This is a genomic window from Arthrobacter sp. Leaf234, assembly GCF_001422665.1.
GTDB lineage: Bacteria > Actinomycetota > Actinomycetes > Actinomycetales > Micrococcaceae > Arthrobacter_D.
Genome location: NZ_LMLU01000001.1, coordinates 224,844 through 240,748 on the forward strand (window position 1 = coordinate 224,844; position 15,905 = coordinate 240,748).

14 protein-coding genes and 1 pseudogene are annotated in these 15,905 nt (G+C 70.7%); 10 read left to right on the forward strand and 5 right to left on the reverse strand.

What is annotated here, in order from left to right; genetic code table 11:
• Positions 1-7 precede the first annotated feature (7 nt).
• Positions 8-1,261 carry an amidohydrolase gene (locus ASF21_RS01020; RefSeq protein WP_055765576.1) on the reverse strand — a complete coding sequence of 418 codons (1,254 nt, stop codon included), beginning with the start codon at positions 1,259-1,261 and terminating at the stop codon, positions 8-10.
• A gap of 33 nt (positions 1,262-1,294) precedes the next feature.
• Positions 1,295-2,044: an SDR family oxidoreductase gene (locus ASF21_RS01025; protein WP_055765579.1), complete on the reverse strand. Its 750-nt coding sequence runs from the start codon at positions 2,042-2,044 to the stop codon at positions 1,295-1,297.
• A gap of 131 nt (positions 2,045-2,175) precedes the next feature.
• Between ASF21_RS01025 and ASF21_RS01030 the strand changes: the two genes are divergently transcribed.
• The 9 genes and pseudogenes from ASF21_RS01030 (at position 2,176) to ASF21_RS01065 (ending at position 10,779) form a co-directional block, all read left to right on the forward strand.
• Complete coding sequence (locus tag ASF21_RS01030; protein WP_055765582.1) at positions 2,176-3,012, forward strand: helix-turn-helix transcriptional regulator; 837 nt, start codon at positions 2,176-2,178, stop codon at positions 3,010-3,012.
• Between the two features lie 267 nt (positions 3,013-3,279).
• Complete coding sequence (locus ASF21_RS01035; RefSeq protein ID WP_055765586.1) at positions 3,280-4,134, forward strand: SDR family oxidoreductase; 855 nt, start codon at positions 3,280-3,282, stop codon at positions 4,132-4,134.
• A gap of 78 nt (positions 4,135-4,212) precedes the next feature.
• Positions 4,213-4,653 (forward strand): redox-sensitive transcriptional activator SoxR, encoded by a 441-nt coding sequence (soxR, locus tag ASF21_RS01040; RefSeq protein ID WP_055765589.1) that lies wholly within the window; start codon positions 4,213-4,215, stop codon positions 4,651-4,653.
• A 47-nt stretch (positions 4,654-4,700) separates the two neighbouring features.
• On the forward strand, positions 4,701-5,225 hold the full coding sequence (locus ASF21_RS01045; protein WP_055765592.1) for a flavin reductase family protein: 525 nt from the start codon (positions 4,701-4,703) through the stop codon (positions 5,223-5,225).
• A 40-nt stretch (positions 5,226-5,265) separates the two neighbouring features.
• Positions 5,266-5,952 (forward strand): annotated as a pseudogene (locus ASF21_RS17470) (superoxide dismutase); the annotation flags it as partial.
• Positions 5,953-5,985: 33 nt separating this feature from the next.
• On the forward strand, positions 5,986-6,099 hold the full coding sequence (locus tag ASF21_RS16240) for a Fe-Mn family superoxide dismutase (RefSeq protein ID WP_414826610.1): 114 nt from the start codon (positions 5,986-5,988) through the stop codon (positions 6,097-6,099).
• Between the two features lie 142 nt (positions 6,100-6,241).
• Entirely contained in the window at positions 6,242-6,685 is a 444-nt protein-coding gene (locus ASF21_RS01055) for a GtrA family protein (RefSeq protein ID WP_055765595.1), read from the forward strand.
• A 136-nt stretch (positions 6,686-6,821) separates the two neighbouring features.
• Positions 6,822-7,616, forward strand: coding sequence for a hypothetical protein (locus tag ASF21_RS01060; protein WP_055765598.1), 795 nt, complete (start codon positions 6,822-6,824; stop codon positions 7,614-7,616).
• A 364-nt stretch (positions 7,617-7,980) separates the two neighbouring features.
• On the forward strand, positions 7,981-10,779 hold the full coding sequence (locus tag ASF21_RS01065; RefSeq protein WP_055765601.1) for a glycoside hydrolase family 3 protein: 2,799 nt from the start codon (positions 7,981-7,983) through the stop codon (positions 10,777-10,779).
• 86 nt (positions 10,780-10,865) lie between these two features.
• Here the strand turns inward: ASF21_RS01065 and ASF21_RS01070 are convergent, their stop codons facing one another.
• From ASF21_RS01070 to ASF21_RS01080, 3 genes are all read right to left on the reverse strand, one after another.
• Entirely contained in the window at positions 10,866-12,698 is a 1,833-nt protein-coding gene (locus ASF21_RS01070) for an immune inhibitor A domain-containing protein (protein WP_235498606.1), read from the reverse strand.
• 229 nt (positions 12,699-12,927) lie between these two features.
• Positions 12,928-14,061 carry an aminotransferase class V-fold PLP-dependent enzyme gene (locus ASF21_RS01075; RefSeq protein WP_055765607.1) on the reverse strand — a complete coding sequence of 378 codons (1,134 nt, stop codon included), beginning with the start codon at positions 14,059-14,061 and terminating at the stop codon, positions 12,928-12,930.
• A gap of 39 nt (positions 14,062-14,100) precedes the next feature.
• Positions 14,101-15,324: a PRC and DUF2382 domain-containing protein gene (locus tag ASF21_RS01080; RefSeq protein ID WP_055765610.1), complete on the reverse strand. Its 1,224-nt coding sequence runs from the start codon at positions 15,322-15,324 to the stop codon at positions 14,101-14,103.
• 325 nt (positions 15,325-15,649) lie between these two features.
• On the opposite strand from ASF21_RS01080, the gene ASF21_RS01085 reads away from it, so the two are divergent.
• Entirely contained in the window at positions 15,650-15,901 is a 252-nt protein-coding gene (locus ASF21_RS01085) for a hypothetical protein (RefSeq protein ID WP_055765613.1), read from the forward strand.
• Positions 15,902-15,905 lie beyond the last annotated feature (4 nt).

A 15,905-nucleotide genomic window follows, 5' to 3' on the forward strand; every position in this document is an offset into this window, starting at 1 on the left:
TGTCGCGTCAGGCGCGGAAGAGACGCTCCAGGAGGTCCACGGCGATCACCAGGGCGTCCTCGTCGAGGTCGAACCGCCGATGGTGGTGGGGCGCGGGGTTGGCGGCCCCGACGAAGACGTACGTGCCCAGTCCGCCCGCGCGCTGGACGTCGTCGATGAGCAGGTGGGCGTCGTCGCTCCCTCCTCCGGAGGCGCCGGCCGGCGTGAAGGTGGTGATCGCCGGAACCCCCTCCGCAGCGCGGCCCACATCCTCCACCAGCACAGTGTCGGGCTGGGACACCGCGGCGCGGCCGTAGGCCTTCGTGCCCGCCTCGACCCCGTACATCCGCGCGGCACCCTGCACGGCGGCCTCGGCACGGCGGTTCAGCTCCTCCAGCACGGTATTCGACGTGGACCGTGTCTCGTAGGTGATGGTGGCGAGGGCAGGGATGATGTTCGCGCTCCCGGCCGCGTGGAAGGTCCCGACATTGACGCGTGTATCCGCCTCGGCGAACCGGGTGAGCCCGAGGATCGCGAGGGTGGCCTGCGCGGCTGCCGCGAGTGCGTGCCTGCCCTTCTCGGGAGCTGCGGCGGCGTGAGCGGCCTCGCCCTCGAAGCGGGCGGTCCACTTGGTGGTGGCCATCGCGTCGGTGACCCCGCCGAGCACGGTGCCGGTGGGCAGGTCACCGCCGAGGTGCACGGCGAGCATACGGTCCACACCGCGGGTCACCCCGGCGTCGATCATGGGCTGCGCCCCCCGCACTCCCTCCTCGGCGGGCTGGAACATGATGCGTACTCGGCCTGGGAAATCGCCGTCGCGGAGGCGGTCGGCGAGGGCGAGGCCGATCGCGGCGTGCCCGTCGTGCCCGCAGGCGTGCATGTACGGCGTCGTGGACCGGAACCCGCCCGCCACCGGCGCATGGTCCGCCGCCGTCTCCTCGTCCACGGGCAGGGCGTCGATGTCCACCCGGAGGCCCCAGGTGGGACCGGGGCGGTTGCCCTCGAGCTCGGCGATGACCGCGGTGCCGTGCTGCCGGAGCCAGGCGACGTCGTCGGCCGGCGCCCCGGCTTCCACGGCGCGTCGCGCCCACTCCTCCTGCTCCGCCTCGGTGGGCGGCAGCGCGATGCTCCCCAAGGCGATGGCGTCCGTGCCCGTCGTGGTGCGGACACCCATCGCGCGAAGCTCACCGAGGATGACGGACGCCGTCCGGTACTCGAGGAAGCCCGGCTCGGCGTGGGCGTGGAACTGGCGGCGGAGGGCGATGATCGCATCGGGCTGCATCCTCCGACCCTATGCACTGCGGCGCGGCCCGGGCTACCCGGGCAGCATGCTCTGGCGGTCGAGCACGGCGTCGTACTGCCCCGTGGCCTCCGCGAACCGCAGGTGCTTCACGCGCTCGACGAGGATCTGCCGGGCCTCCGGTCCGGCTGCCAGCAGCGCCAATGTCTCGTCGAGGAACTCCTCCAGCGGCATGCCGTGCTCATTGTCCTGGTTGCCCATGAGCGTGGTGCGCACGAGCGGCGGGGCCAGCTCGATGACCTGGACGGAGGTGTCCCCGAGGTGCACGCGCAGGCTGTCGGTCCAGGAGTGCAGCGCCGCCTTCGTGGCGCTGTAGGTCGGTGCGACCGGCAGGGGTACGTAGGCGAGGCCCGAGGTGACCGTGATGATCGCCGCATCCTCCCGGCTCTCGAGGTGCTGCACGAAGGCGCTGACCAGGCGGAGGGGGCCGAGCAGGTTCGTGGTCACGGTGCGTTCGGCCGTGGCGAGCGACGACGGGTCCCGGAGGTCCTCGGGCTCCATGATCCCGGCCATCGCGACCACGACGTCCAGGTCCGGGTGGGAGACGAGCAGGGCATCCCGCAGCGAGGAGATCGAGTCCGGATCCGCGATGTCCAGGACGGCGGTGTCGATCCCGGGATGGTCCGTGGCGATCCGCTGCAGGATCTCCTCGCGGCGGCCTGCCACGATCACGCGGTTGCCTGCGGCATGCAGGCGGAGGGCGAGCCCCCGTCCGATGCCCGAGGTTCCGCCGGCCATGAGGATGGTCTTTCCGGTGAGCTGCATGATGGTCCTTCCGAGGGGCTGAGTGCTGATGCCTCGACAGTGCCCCGTTCCGCCGACGGGCGGGAGAGGAGGGCTCATCCACGGATCGGTGGTCCCTGTCTCCACCCCCGGCGGGGGGCCATGATGGAGCCATGAAGCGCGATGACCTGGCCGAGTTCCTCCGCAAGCGCCGTGAGTCCCTCCAGCCCGGCGACGTCGGGCTGGCGCCGGGAGTGCGACGCCGGACGGCCGGCCTGCGCCGCGAGGAGGTGGCGGTGCTGTGCGGCATGTCGACCGACTACTACACGCGCCTGGAGCAGCGCCGCGGCCCGCAGCCCTCGGACCAGATGCTGCTGGCGATCACGCGTGGCCTCCGGCTGAGCCTCGACGAACGCGACCACCTCTTCCTCCTCGCCGGTCAGCGTCCGCCCGCGCGCTCGCAGCCCTCCGAGCATGTGGGCCCGGCCCTCATGCGGGTGTTCGACCGGCTCGAGGACACTCCCGCCCTGGTGCTCTCGGAGCTCGCGGAGACCCTCGTGCAGAACAGGCTCGCGGTGGCACTGCTCGGGGACGACCTCCGCCACCGCGGGCTCGCCCGCAGCTCCTACTACCGGTGGTTCACCGATCCCGCGGAACGCCGGTTCTACCCCGAGCGGGACCACGCGCACCAGTCGCGCGTGCGGGCCGCGGCCCTGCGGGCAGCCCTGGGAACGGGTACCTCCACCCGTGGCAGGCGGATCGTCGACGCCCTGCTGGCTGAGAGCGAGGAGTTCGCCGAGGTGTGGAGCGGATACGAGGTCCGCAGCCGGTTCGACGACCACAAGACCCTCGTGCACCCCGAGCTCGGCGAGATCGAGGTGGACTGCCAGGTGCTCTTCACGGAGAACCAGGCGCAGTCGCTCCTGGTCCTCACCGCGCCGCCGGGCTCGGAGGGCTTCGAGAAGCTGCAGCTCCTCAGCATCCTCGCCGCCCGCCAGCCGATCTCCTGAGGTCGGGCGACCGGGCCGTTACCTCGACGGTGAGCCCTTGCGCGGCGCAGGGCCGGCGCCTCCTGCTCCACCGGTCGTCCAGGGCCGCGGGTCGGTCCTTGATGCTGCCCTTCGCTCGTCGGCCCGGGCCGCTCCGGCGCGTGCCCCTCCAGCAGTCCGTGCGGCTCGCCGTGCACCACCCTCGGAGCCGCACGGGAAGCCTTTCGGCCTGATCCCGGTTACCGCCAGTAGACGCGCCAGCCTGGCGCCCGATCGGGAGGACTTGCCATGACCATCGTCATCACCGGAGCCACGGGGCACCTGGGCCGCCAGGTCGTCGAGCAGCTGCTGGCCCGGGGCGTGGACCCGTCCACCGTCGTCGCCGGGGGCCGCAACGAGGAAGCCCTCGCCGCACTGGCGGCGCACGGTGTCCGGACCGCTCGCATCGACTACGCGGATCCCGCCACCCTGGACGACGCCTTCGCCGGCGCAGAGAAGGTGCTGCTGATCTCCGGCAGCGAGGTGGGCAAGCGGTCGGTGCAGCACAAGGCCGTGATCGACGCCGCCCGGAAGGTGGACGCATCCCTCGTGTACACGAGCGCGCCGAAGGCCTCGACGTCGGCCCTCGTCCTCGCACCCGAGCACAAGGCCACCGAGGGCCTGCTCGAGGGGTCCGGCCTCACCTACACCGTGCTGCGCAACAACTGGTACACGGAGAACTACGACGACACGATCCGCCAGGCCGCTTCCACCGGCAGCATCCTGACGAGCGCGGGGCACGGCAGGGTGGCCAGCGCGACGCGCCGCGACTACGCGGAGGCGGCCGCCGTCGTCCTGCTGTCCGACGAGTACGCGGGCGAGATCCTCGAGCTCGGCGGCGACGAGCCGTGGTCCGTCGACGAGCTCGCATCGGTGGTCGCCGACGTGCGGGGGGACGACGTCGCGGTGGAACAGGTCTCCACCGACCAGCACGTCGCCGCGCTCCAGGGCTTCGGGCTCGACGAGGGGACGGCGGGCTTCGTCGCCGCGATCGACGCGAACATCGCCGACGGCCTCCTGGCCGAGAGCGACGGGACGCTGTCCCGCATCATCGGCCGACCCACCACGCCCCTCAGGCAGTACGTCGCGGAGTTGCTCGGGTAGCCGGCAGGCCGCCGCGGGCCGGCCGCCGCTACGCTGGCACGACGCATCCACGCATCACGGAGACCGGAGGGGAGACACGTGCCGAACGACCAGGACCTCTCGGTGGGGCAGCTCGCGTCCCGCAGCGGCATGACGGTGTCCGCCCTGCACTTCTACGAGCGCCAGGGCCTGATCCGGAGCCACCGCACGTCGGGCAACCAGCGTCGCTTCGATCGGTCCGTCCTGCGCCGCGTCGCCGTCATCCGGGCGGCGCAGCGCGCGGGCATCCCCCTCGCGACGGTCGGCACGGCCTTCGCCGAACTGCCGACGGACGGGGTCCCGGACCAGGAGGACTGGCAGCGGTTGTCGGCGGCCTGGCGGCAGGAGATCGAGCGGCGGATCGCCCAGCTGGAGCACCTGCGGGACCGTCTGGGTGGATGCATCGGCTGCGGTTGCCTCTCGCTCGCGACGTGCGGTTTCGTCAACCCGGACGACGACGCCGGGCGCCGCGGTGTGCCGTCGACCCTCCTCGATCCGTGATCCCCCGATTTGACCTCAACCTTTGTCGAGGTTCTAGCGTGGAGGGTATGACAGCCTCGACGGACCACGCGGTCCCCACCGCCGATCTCTTCAAGGACGCCTTCCGCGCCCATCCGGCGGGTATCGCGGTCATCACGGCGCAGGGGCCGGAGGGTCCGGTGGGACTGACGGCGTCGTCCGTCTCGTCCGTGTCGGCCGAGCCGCCGGTCCTCGCGTTCTCCGTCTCGACGGCATCGCCGTCCGCCGCCGCCCTGGTCCACGCCGGGACGATGGTGGTGCACCTGCTCGGAGCCGGCCAGCTCGGTCTGGCCCAGCTCTTCTCGACGCGCGGTGCGGACCGCTTCGGCCCGGCCACGGTCTGGCGCACCCTGCCGACGGGAGAGCCGCTCCTTAATGACGCGCCCTGGGCACTGCGCTGCCGGATCCTGCACCGCCTGCCCGTGGGCGGTTCGATGATCCTCGCCGCGGAAGTGCTGGGGATCGAACAGGCAGCGGACGACGGCGGGAGCGCACCGCTCGTCTACCACAACCGTTCCTACCACCGGCTGGGCGACCAGTCGCTGCTGGACTGAACGACCGAACGACGACCACCCCACCACCGAGGAGGACTACGTGAGCGACTACGTACTGCCGGATCTTGACTACGACTACGCGGCCCTGGAGCCGCATATCTCGGGCCGGATCATGGAGCTGCATCATTCCAAGCACCAGGCCACCTATGTSAAGGGCGCCAATGATGCCCTGGCCCAGCTGGCCGAGGCCCGTGAGAAGGGCGAGTTCGGGACGATCCCGAAGCTCTCCAAGGATCTGGCGTTCCATGTGGGTGGTGTGATCAACCACAGCATCTTCTGGAAGAACATGTCGCGAGAAGGGCGAGTTCGGGACGATCCCGAAGCTCTCCAAGGATCTGGCGTTCCATGTGGGTGGTGTGATCAACCACAGCATCTTCTGGAAGAACATGTCGCCCGAGGGCGGGGACAAGCCCGAGGGTGAGCTCGCCGCGGCGCTGGATGACGCGTTCGGGTCCTTCGACGCGTTCCGGGCGCACTTCACCGCCGCYGCGACGTCGCTGCAGGGGTCGGGGTGGGCGGTGCTGGCGTWYGAGCCGCTGGGGAAGAACATCGTGATCGAGCAGCTCTACGACCAGCAGGGCAACGTGCCCGTGGGYACCGTCCCGCTGCTGATGCTGGACATGTGGGAGCACGCGTTCTACCTGGACTACGTGAACGTGAAGCCCGAGTACGTGAAGGCGTGGTGGAACCTGGTGAACTGGGCCGATGTCCAGGCCCGTTTCCAGGCNGGGAGCACGCGTTCTACCTGGACTACGTGAACGTGAAGCCCGAGTACGTGAAGGCGTGGTGGAACCTGGTGAACTGGGCCGATGTCCAGGCCCGTTTCCAGGCTGCGAGGACCGGGGCGTCGAGCCTGATCACCCTCGGCCACTAGCCACCCGACCGCGCACCATCCGGCGCGCTTCGACCTCCGGAAGGGCCACCCGTCAGGGGTGGCCCTTCCGCCGCGTCGACCCCCATTAGTTGCTTAGGCAGCCTAAGTGTAAGATGGATCGTCGGCACCGGAGGGAGGACATGTGCGAGCAGCACTGCGGCGACTCGGCTCCTTCACCCTCGTCGGTACGGTGGCCTTCGTCGTCGACATCTCGGTGTTCAACATCCTCGCGTCCGGGCTCGACATCGGGCCCATCTCGTCGAAGATCGTCTCCGTGGTCCTGGCCACCGGCGTCTCCTGGGTCGGCAGCCACTACCTGACCTTCCGGATGTTCGCCGGGCGGCCGAAGCGCGAGGAAGCACTGCTGTTCGGACTCACCAACCTCATCGGACTCGGCATCGCGGCTGCCTGCCTCGTCGTGTCCCACTACGTCCTGGGTTTCACGAGTCCACTCGCCGACAACATCTCCGCGAACGTGATCGGGGTCCTGCTCGGCAACGTGTTCCGCTACGGGGCCTACCGCTTCTTCGTCTTCCGCCCGGCGACCGTCCCGGCCTCGCCACAGCCCTCCGTGACCGGTCCGTAGGCAGGTCCGGCGCCGAAGCACCATCGGCGATGGGCGGCGCACTCCTCTGGGAAGCTCCGGCCGTCCCGCGTACGATTGACCCAGATCCTCAGCATGCTTCTGAAGCTGCTGTCCGCCCGCGTCCCGAAGAGTTCCCATGCGCGTCCGTCACGCCATCATCTCCCTGACCCTCAGCTGCGGCCTCCTGATCGCCCTCCCGGGGGTCGCCGTCGCACAGACCGTATCGCCGGCACCTGCCTCCCCGAGCCGGACCGATGTGTCGGCGCGGCACCAGGGACCGGTGCTGCCACCCCCAGCCAACGCGACGCTGCCGCCGGTTCCGGTACCCGCCGTCGAACCCGGGCCTCCGACGGCCCCCGGCGAGACGCCGATCGTGCCTCCGGATCCCGGCCAGCCGGCACCGCCGGAGACCGGCCCCACCGACCCGGCAGCGCCCGCTCCCCCGACTCCCGACCCAGCCGTGGTTCCCGCCCCGGAGCCCTCGGCGCCGGCGGCGGATCCTGCACCGACCGCCGACCCTGCGAGCAGTCCGCCCGCACCGGCCGGGACCCCGCCCGATGAGAGCGCGAGTCCGGCCCCCACTCCCTCGGAGGATGCCGCGACGGCGCCCGCGACGGATTCCGCCGAGGGAGCCGCCGAGGCCGGAGGGCCTGTGAGGAACGTCGGCAATGACACCGGAGGCATGGGCGCTCCCGCGTCCGGAGCCCGAACCGCACGCACCACGTCGGCCGCCCCGGCCACCTCGGCCGCATCGGCCGAGACGACGCCCGAGGACCAGCCGGCCGGTGATGCCGTGGTCGAGGCCGCCACTCCCTTGGGCTCGGATCCCGCCCGCTACATCGCTGCGGGCGTCCTCAGTATCGTCGCCGTCGCCCTGGCCCTGGCGATCGCCGTCGTCGCCCAGCCTCGCCGCCCGCGCCGCAAGCACTAGGCCACGCAGGCAGAAGGAGCCGGGACGCGTGTCCCCGGCGCCTTCTGTTGCCATGCGACGGACCGCGGCGGAACCGGCGCGACGTCACCGGAAGAGCACTGCGCGAGGTGAGGTCGATGGACCCCTGCAACCTGAACCGGTTCATCGGGTAGTGCTGCTCGCAGACTAGAGTGCCGGCGGCATATTTCGGGTAGAAGAGCGCCGTTTCCGAGAAGTCCCTGTGAACCAGAATCTAAGGAGAATTGGTTTTCTTTCTGCCCGCCGTGGTGCAGGGACACCCGTGGTGCATGGCGGCTCAGGAGCCTCCGCCCGTGGTGCGTTTCTCCGCCAGGTCCTCCCATCCGCACCACGCAAGAGGAACACCTTGATCACGAAGACACTCACGCGCCGCAACCGGACGGCCCTCGCCGTCACGTCCGGCGCCCTGGCCCTCGCCGTCACCGCCGGCGTCGGGCTCCCCGCCGTAGCCGCACCACCCGCAGACTCCCCCTCGCGGTCGGAGAACAACAACGGCGCCGGCCGCGGAGCCCAGCAGGACGCCCGCGAGAAGGCCCTGCGCAACGGGTCGGGCCGCAAGACCACCGTCGCACCGGTCGACGGAGCCTGGATGAACACCCGGCTCTCCTCGGACAGCCGGGCAGACCTCCTCCTCGCCCAGATGACGCTCGAGGAGAAGGTCTCGCGCCTGCACGGCGAGTTCAGTGGCGAGACCGCGTTCTACATCGCGCCGCTCGAGCGGCTCGGCATCCCCGCCCTGCTCCTGACCGACGCCGGAGCGGGCGTCCGCGTCACGAACCAGGACACCAATGACGGCAGGGCCACGGCCCTCCCTGCACCACTCGCCCTCGGTGCGACCTGGGACACCTCACTGGCCGCCGAGTACGGGGACATCCTCGGCGCGGAGACGCGTGCATCCGGCCAGAACGGACTGCTCGGTCCTACCGGTGACCTCGTGCGCGACGCCCGCTGGGGGCGCGCCTTCGAGAGCCTGGGCGAGGATCCCCGCCTGACCTCGCGTCTCCTCGAGGCCCAGGTCAAGGCCGTCCAGGCGCACGACGTCGTCGCGACCGTCAAGCACCCTGCCGCCTACTCGCAGGAGGAGTCGCGTCTGGCCGGTGGCAACGTCGCCATCAGTGAGCGGGCCCTGCGCGAGGTGTACCTCGCGCCCATCGAAGCCGCCATCAAGGCCGGCGTCGGGTCCGCCATGTGCTCGTTCAACAAGGTCAACGACGTCTACGCCTGCGAGAGCTCCGAGGTCTTCGACATCCTCAAGGAGGACTACGGCTTCAAGGGCTTCATCCAGACGGACTACGGCGCAACCCACAGCACGGTCGACGCCGCCAACGCCGGGCTCGATGTCGAATTCCCGGCCGCCGTGTACTTCGGGCAACCGCTCATCGACGCCGTGAACCGGGGCGAGGTCAGCACTGCCACGATCGACGACAAGGTGCACCGCATCCTCCGCACCATGTTCGAGTTCGGCAGCTTCGACACCCCGGTCGCGGTCACGCCGATCGACGTCGCGGCCGGCAACGCCGTCGCACGCGAGGTGGCCGAGAGCTCCGCCGTCCTGCTGAAGAACGACGCCCCGGCCGGTTCGCCGTCGGCCGCCCTCCCGATCGACGCCGCCTCGATCTCCTCCCTGGCAGTCATCGGGGCGGACGCGGACGCCCTCGCCACCGGGGGCGGCAGCTCCGTGGTGAAGCCGACCAGCACCTCCACCCCCCTCGACGCGCTCACGGCCCGTGCCGGCGCCGGCGTCGAGGTCACCTACGCCGAGGGCACCGACGCAGTTGGCCCGGCGCACTCGCTCAGCGGTGCGGCGGTCCCGTCCTCCGTCCTCGCGCCTGCAGGTCAGCCGACGGCGACCGGCATCACAGCCGAGTACTGGTTCAACGGCGCCGACACGGCGGGCACTCCGACGGTGACACGCGTCGAGGACCAGGTCGCCATGAGCGCCGGGTTCCTCGCCCTCGACGGGCTGTACGGCTCGTCGGTCCCGAAGATCCCGGGCTACCCGTTCGGCGGCCCGCTGACCGCACGCTGGTCCGGCACCATCACGGCTCCCGCCACCGGCGAGTACACCCTCTCGCTGACCGGCTTCGGCAGCGCGCGGCTGTTCCTGGACGGCGAAGAGGTCATCGATGCCTCCGATCCCCACGCCGTCCGCACTGATTCCAGCCTCGCACTGCAGCTCGACGCGGGCGAAGCCCGCGACCTGCGCGTCGAGTACTCCAACAACGCGAGTGATCCCGACCAGGAATCCGCCGCCGACCTCGTCATGACCTGGGAGCACCCGGAGGACGTGGTGACCCCGGCGGTCGCGGAGGCCGTCGCTGCCGCCGAGGCATCGGACGTCGCCGTCGTCTTCGCCCGGGACTACGTGGGCGAGGGCCGCGACAAGAACACGCTGACGCTCGCCAACGAGCAGGATGCCCTGATCGACGCCGTCTCGGCCGCGAATCCGCGCACCGTCGTCGTCCTGACGACCGCCGGTTCGGTCACCATGCCGTGGCTCGACCGCGTGCCGTCGGTGCTCGAGGCCTGGTACGGCGGCCAGGAGCAGGGCGCGGCGATCGCGCGCGTCCTCTTCGGGGACGTCAACCCGTCCGGCAAGCTGCCGGTCACCTTCGCCACCGGAGACGCCGCGACTCCGACGGCCGCGCCGGCCCTCTTCCCGGGTATCGGCAGGACGGCCTCCTTCGCCGACGACGTGAACATCGGCTACCGCGGTTACCTCGCCGCAGGCATCACCCCGCAGTTCGCCTTCGGTCACGGCCTGAGCTACACCGACTTCGGGTACTCGAAGCTCAAGGTGAATTCCTCGGGCAAGCCCGTGAAGAACGGCGGCACGGCGAACGTCAAGGTCACCGTCGACGTCGCCAACACCGGCGCCCGCGCCGGCAGGGAGACCGTGCAGGTCTACGTCGGCTCGCTCCCGACGACGGCGGTCGCCACGCCGGCACGTCAGCTCGCCGGCTTCGCGAAGGTGGACGTTCCGGCCGGACGGACGTCCAAGGTCACGATCGATCTCGACCCGCGTGCGTTCTCCTCCTGGGATTCGGCGACCGACGCCTGGGTGACGCCGACCGGCAATGTCCCGGTCTACGTCGGCACGTCCTCCGCGGAGGCCACGCTGCAGGGTACCGCCAGCATCCGCTGACAGCGCGGCGCCACGTCCGCACACGGAAGGAGCCGGGACGCGTGTCCCGGCTCCTTCCGTGCGTGCGGGCGGGTGCCCGCGGCGGACTAGCGGACCTGCAGGGTCAGCATGCCTGTCGGGTTGGACTGCACGACCTCGATCTTCGTCCCCGTCCCGGCGACGACGACGGACCCCTGCGGGTTCGTGACGTCGTAGTAGGCGTTCGGGTCGGTGTCGTCGAAGACGGCGACGCCGGGCTGCGACGGAGCCGTGACCGTGCTCGAGCCCGCTGCGGTCTCGCGGTGCAGGCTCAGCGCGTCCGTGGCCTGCTTGCCGAAGGTGGCGTCGAAGCTCTGGATGCGGTTGCGGACCACGGTGCCGTCCGACCAGGTGAGCGCCTTGGGATGCGCATCGACCGGGAGTGCCAGGCCGGCCCCGGGGTGCTGGCGCGTGTTGTTGTTGCTCTGCGCGGTGTTCCAGTAGGTGATGCTCAGGCCGTCCTGGTACGCGTAGTGCTCCACGGTGTCGGGGGCGGTGACGCCCCAGCCGAAGTTGTACGGACCGGTGGCCAGCGTCGCGTCGTAGCCGGCGTAGACCCGGTTCTCGGCGATGTAGAAGCGGTCCTTGCCGGCGGCGTCCTTCGGCAGGTTCACGACGACGGCCTGCGGGGCCTTCGTGGCGTGGAAGGACGGCCCGATCTTGTGGGTCGACTTCACACCGGCCGTGGCCACGTCGTAGTCCAGCCAGCCGAGCTGCAGCTTCTCCCAGGCGCCCATGTGGTTCGGGGTGGTGCCGATGGAGCCGTCACCGTGGCCGAGCCAGGAGCCGGAGCTCATGAGGGTCCAGAAGCCCGTGCCGTTCTCGCCACCGCTCGTGTCGTACAGATCGGGAAGGCCGAGGTCGTGTCCGTACTCGTGCGCGAAGACGCCGAGGCCGCCGTTCTCGGGCTCGGTGGTGTAGTCGCGGATCCAGACGTCCGAATCACCGATCCTGATGCCACCGAAGGGGTTGGCTGCCGGGCCGGCCGTGCCGCGTCCCGCCTGGCCCACGGACCAGCGGTGGGACCAGATGGCCGACGACGCCGCCCCGGCCTCCTCGCCCTCGCCGGCGTGGATGGCCTGGAAGTGGTCGATATAGCCGTCGGCCTCGTCGAAGTCGCCGTCCTTGTCGAAGTCGTAGCGGTCCCACTGGTCGAAGGTCGCGAGGTAGGCGTCGATCTCCGCCGGCGTCGTGCCGTCGGCGAGCCGGGCGTCGTACCAGGCGTCCGCGGTGTCCTGCACGAAGCGCGTCATGTCGGCCTGGCTCTCGGTCTCGCCGTAGCTCGCCGAGGTGTAGGGGACGGTCACCCAGTCGCTGACGTCGCCGTCGACCGTGTAGCGGCCGCTCGACATCTCCTCGTAGACGCCCTTCAGCGATTCGCCCTCCTCGCTGAAGAACATGTCGAGGTAGTGCTCGCGGTCGAAGGTGCCGGACCAGTAGGTGGAGTTGTCCACCGCGCGGTCGGGCTCCTTGATGGCGCCGCTGACGGGGCCGGCGGTCGAGGCGGGGAAGCGGGGGTCCACCGTGTCGCCGAACTGGACGAGGAAGGAGAGGATCTGGTCGCTGTCCTGCAGTCCGTACTGCGCCCACTGGCCGGGGGCCACCTTGACCGCCCTGGACCCTCCGCGGTCCTCGACCTTCGCCGCACCGGAGATGACCTTCGCCACGCCCTGCTGGTTGCGGTCGCGGCGCTCCTCCGCCGCGGGGTCGGAACGGTCGTGGAGCTTCTCGGCAGCGCCGTCGACGGTGGGCGAGGAGGTGAAGGACGACGACGTCACGGTCGGTGCGTCCGTTGTGGCACCGGCGGTGGCCTGCGCGCTCACCGGGGCGAGGACGACGGCGCTGGTCACGGCGAGCGCCATCGCGCACCGCAGCCTCCGGGTACGAGGAATGGAATTCAAGGGTTCTCCTTCATGAAATGTCCCAGCTGGTGTGTTGCATCTGCAGGCTGAGTACCTGGTGTGGCAGAACATGTTGCCTAGGTCACACGTTCTGCTGGGCACGCTAGCACCGCGCCAGGACACTTCGGAAGATCGTTGCCCATTGTGAACCATCGGCGTGTCCCCCTCTGGCGGAGGAGGGCGAGTCGACGTATAGTGCCGCGCCGACCGGGTGGCGGAAGGCGCCCGCCTACCTGAAGGACGCGAGCACTCCGGCCGCCTCGCCGAACACCTCGGAGCGGGTGGTCGCGTGCACGGAGAGGCGGATCCGGTCCTCGCCGTGGACCGTCGTCGAGATGCCCGCGGCCGTGAGGGCGGCCTGCGCCTCGGCAGCACGGCCGGGGACCTGCGCCACCACGATGCCCGCCCGCTCCGCACGGTCGCGCGGCGAGAGGACCGGCACGCCGGCGTCGTCCAGCTGCGCGATGAGCGCCTGCGCGTGCGTCGACACGATGCCCTCGATCGCGGGAACCCCCACCGACTCGATCAGCTCGAGGGCTTCCGCGAAGGCGCCGCTCGCGTAGGGCGAGAGGTTCGAGATCGAGAACCGCCCGGCACCCGGCAGCGGCGGGTGCTCCTCGCCGTCGTACCGTCGCGACTCGGTGACGCCCGTCCAGCCGGTGAGCAGCGGTTCGATCCGCTCCACGCCCCGCTGCGACACGGCGATCCCGGCCACGCCCCAGGCTCCGCGGACCCATTTCTGGGCGCCGGCGATCAGGACGTCGGCGAGCGTCCAGGCGTTGTCCACGACGCCGAATCCCTGGATTCCGTCGACGACGAGGAGCCGATCAGGGCCGATCACGTCCCGGATGCCGGGGAGATCCGCGCGGTAGCCGGTCCGGAAGTCGACGGCGCTGACGCTCACCGCCACGGTGTCCTCGGTCAGTCCGCGCGCGACGACGTCCGGCGTCATCTGCGTCCCGGGTTCGCCGATGAGCTCGACGCGGGCCCGGCCGGCATCGCTGGTGCGCAGCCAGGGGTACATGTTGGACGGGAACTCGCCGGCGCCGACCAGCACCGTGCCGCCGGTCAGGCCGAAGGCCACCTGGAACAGCCCGAGCGACGTGCTGCCCGTCAGCCCCACCTGCTCGAGGGGGAAACCGGTGAGCCTCGCGAACGCGGACCGGGCCCGCAGGTCCTCACCGTGCAGCTGGTCCGCTGCGCGCGCGTCGCCGTCACCGGCGGTCTGCAGCAGGTGCGCCACGCGGTCCGTGACCCGGCCCGACGGCGGACCGTAGCTGGCGAAGTTCAGGTACCCGGGCGCTTCGGAGAAGGCGGCCTGATAGTCGGCGAAGGCTGCGGCGTCGTTCCCGGTGTCTCCCATGCTGCCAACCCTACGGTCGCCGAGGTGTCCGCGCTCCTGTCAGCGCCTCTTCCCGCCCTTCATGAGCGGGTTCGCCCTCGATCCGGTGGTCGACGGGCTCCCTGAACCCGTCCGGGTGCGGTCGCGGGCGGAGGACGTGCGGCCGTGGGTCGAGGAGGTGCGCCCTCGAGTGGTCGACGCGTCGTCGACGTCGGCGGCATCGACGCCACCGACGCCACCGGCGCCGCCCTCGACGCTGCCTGAGACAGCGCCAGAGACAGTGCCAGAGACAGTGCCAGAGACAGTGCCAGAGACAGTGCTGGCGATCCGCTCCTTGCGGACCTCCTCACGCACCGTCGCCCTGCCGTCCACCTCGACCGTTCTCATCCGCACACGTTCGAGGGCCACCGTCTCCGTGCCCACGACGGCGACTTCCTCCCGCGCCACGAGTTCCACGGACTGCTCCTGGAACGGTGCGTCGTCACCGTCGAGGTTCGAGGCCGACGTGACGGGTTCCACCTCGATCCGCAACTCCTCGCGCTTCAGGGGAACGCTCACCATGGCCTCTTCGGTGACGACGTACTTCCGCAGGCGCACGCGGGCAGCGTCGACCCGCTCAATGCCCACACGGAGCCGCTCCTCGGACCGGACGACCCACGGGGTGCCGCCCTCGTCGTGGGTCTGCGGTGCGCCCCCGTCGAGTATGCGGGTGCCGACCGCGTCCTCTGAGCCTGCTCCTGCAGCGCCGAGCGCGCGCGTGCGGCCGTCGTCGAGCGGTCGCGTACCGCCGTCGTCGGAGACGCGTGTGCCGACAGCGTCCTGCGGGCCTGTTCCTGCGGCGCCGAGCGCGCGCGTACCGCCGTCGTCGGGCATGCGCATTCCGCCGTCGCCGGGAACAGCCGGGCCCTCCGGCTGCAGCGTCACCGCCGGAGTGGTCGGGGCCGACGACGTCGCGGGCGGCGCGACCCGATCCAGACCGTAGTGCCGGTACAGCTCGGCCTCGTCCTCGGGACCGAGATGGCCGTCCCGATCGATCGACGGAGCATGCCTGATGAGATCGCGCGGGTAGGCGACCACGAGCTTCTGGCCCTGCACCGACGCCCCCTCCAGCGGCACGAAGGACTCCCGCGTGCCGAAGAGTCCCGTGTGCACGGTCACCCAGCTGGGCCGTTCGTCGGCGTCGTCGAGGTAGACGACACCGATCGAGCCCACCCTGTCGCCGTCACCCGACAGCACTGCGCTGCGGCGTCGGATCAACGGATCGAGGTCGGTCATCGAGAGCATGCGGAGTCCTGTCGTCGGGAGCGGCCACCGAAGGGGCGGCTGAACCTCAGGGTAGGGCCGTCCGGCAGGATATAGCAAGCATGCTTACTAATTACCCGGGCAGTCAGCGCACCCTGAGCGGCACTGCCGGGCGGCACTGCCCGCCACGTGTGATGCATCGTACGCCCGGTTTATTTTGAGTAACTCATAATAAGAACTAGCCTGAGAGAACGGCCGCAGCCAGGACGCCGCGGGTCCTCCCCGATGCACTCCCCGTGCTGTGCCGTGCCCTGAATCAGCCTGCCCGACACCCCCGGGCGGCCCCCACCGACGTGAGGATGCACCCATGACGATCATCGACCGCCCCCGCTACGCCCGCCACTCCGCCGCAACCATCCACCAGCCGGCAGCAGGTGCCTCGGACCTGCCGGGTGGTTCCTACGTCACCGGCTCGATGCCGCGGCCCGGCACGGAGGGCACTTACGTCTCGACCGCAGCCGGAGCCAGCAGCCAGGCCCGTCCCCTGCAGCGGGGTACCTACGTGTCCTCCGCCCTCCCGTCGGTACAGCGCGGGGGCACCTACACCTACGCGGGCTGAACCG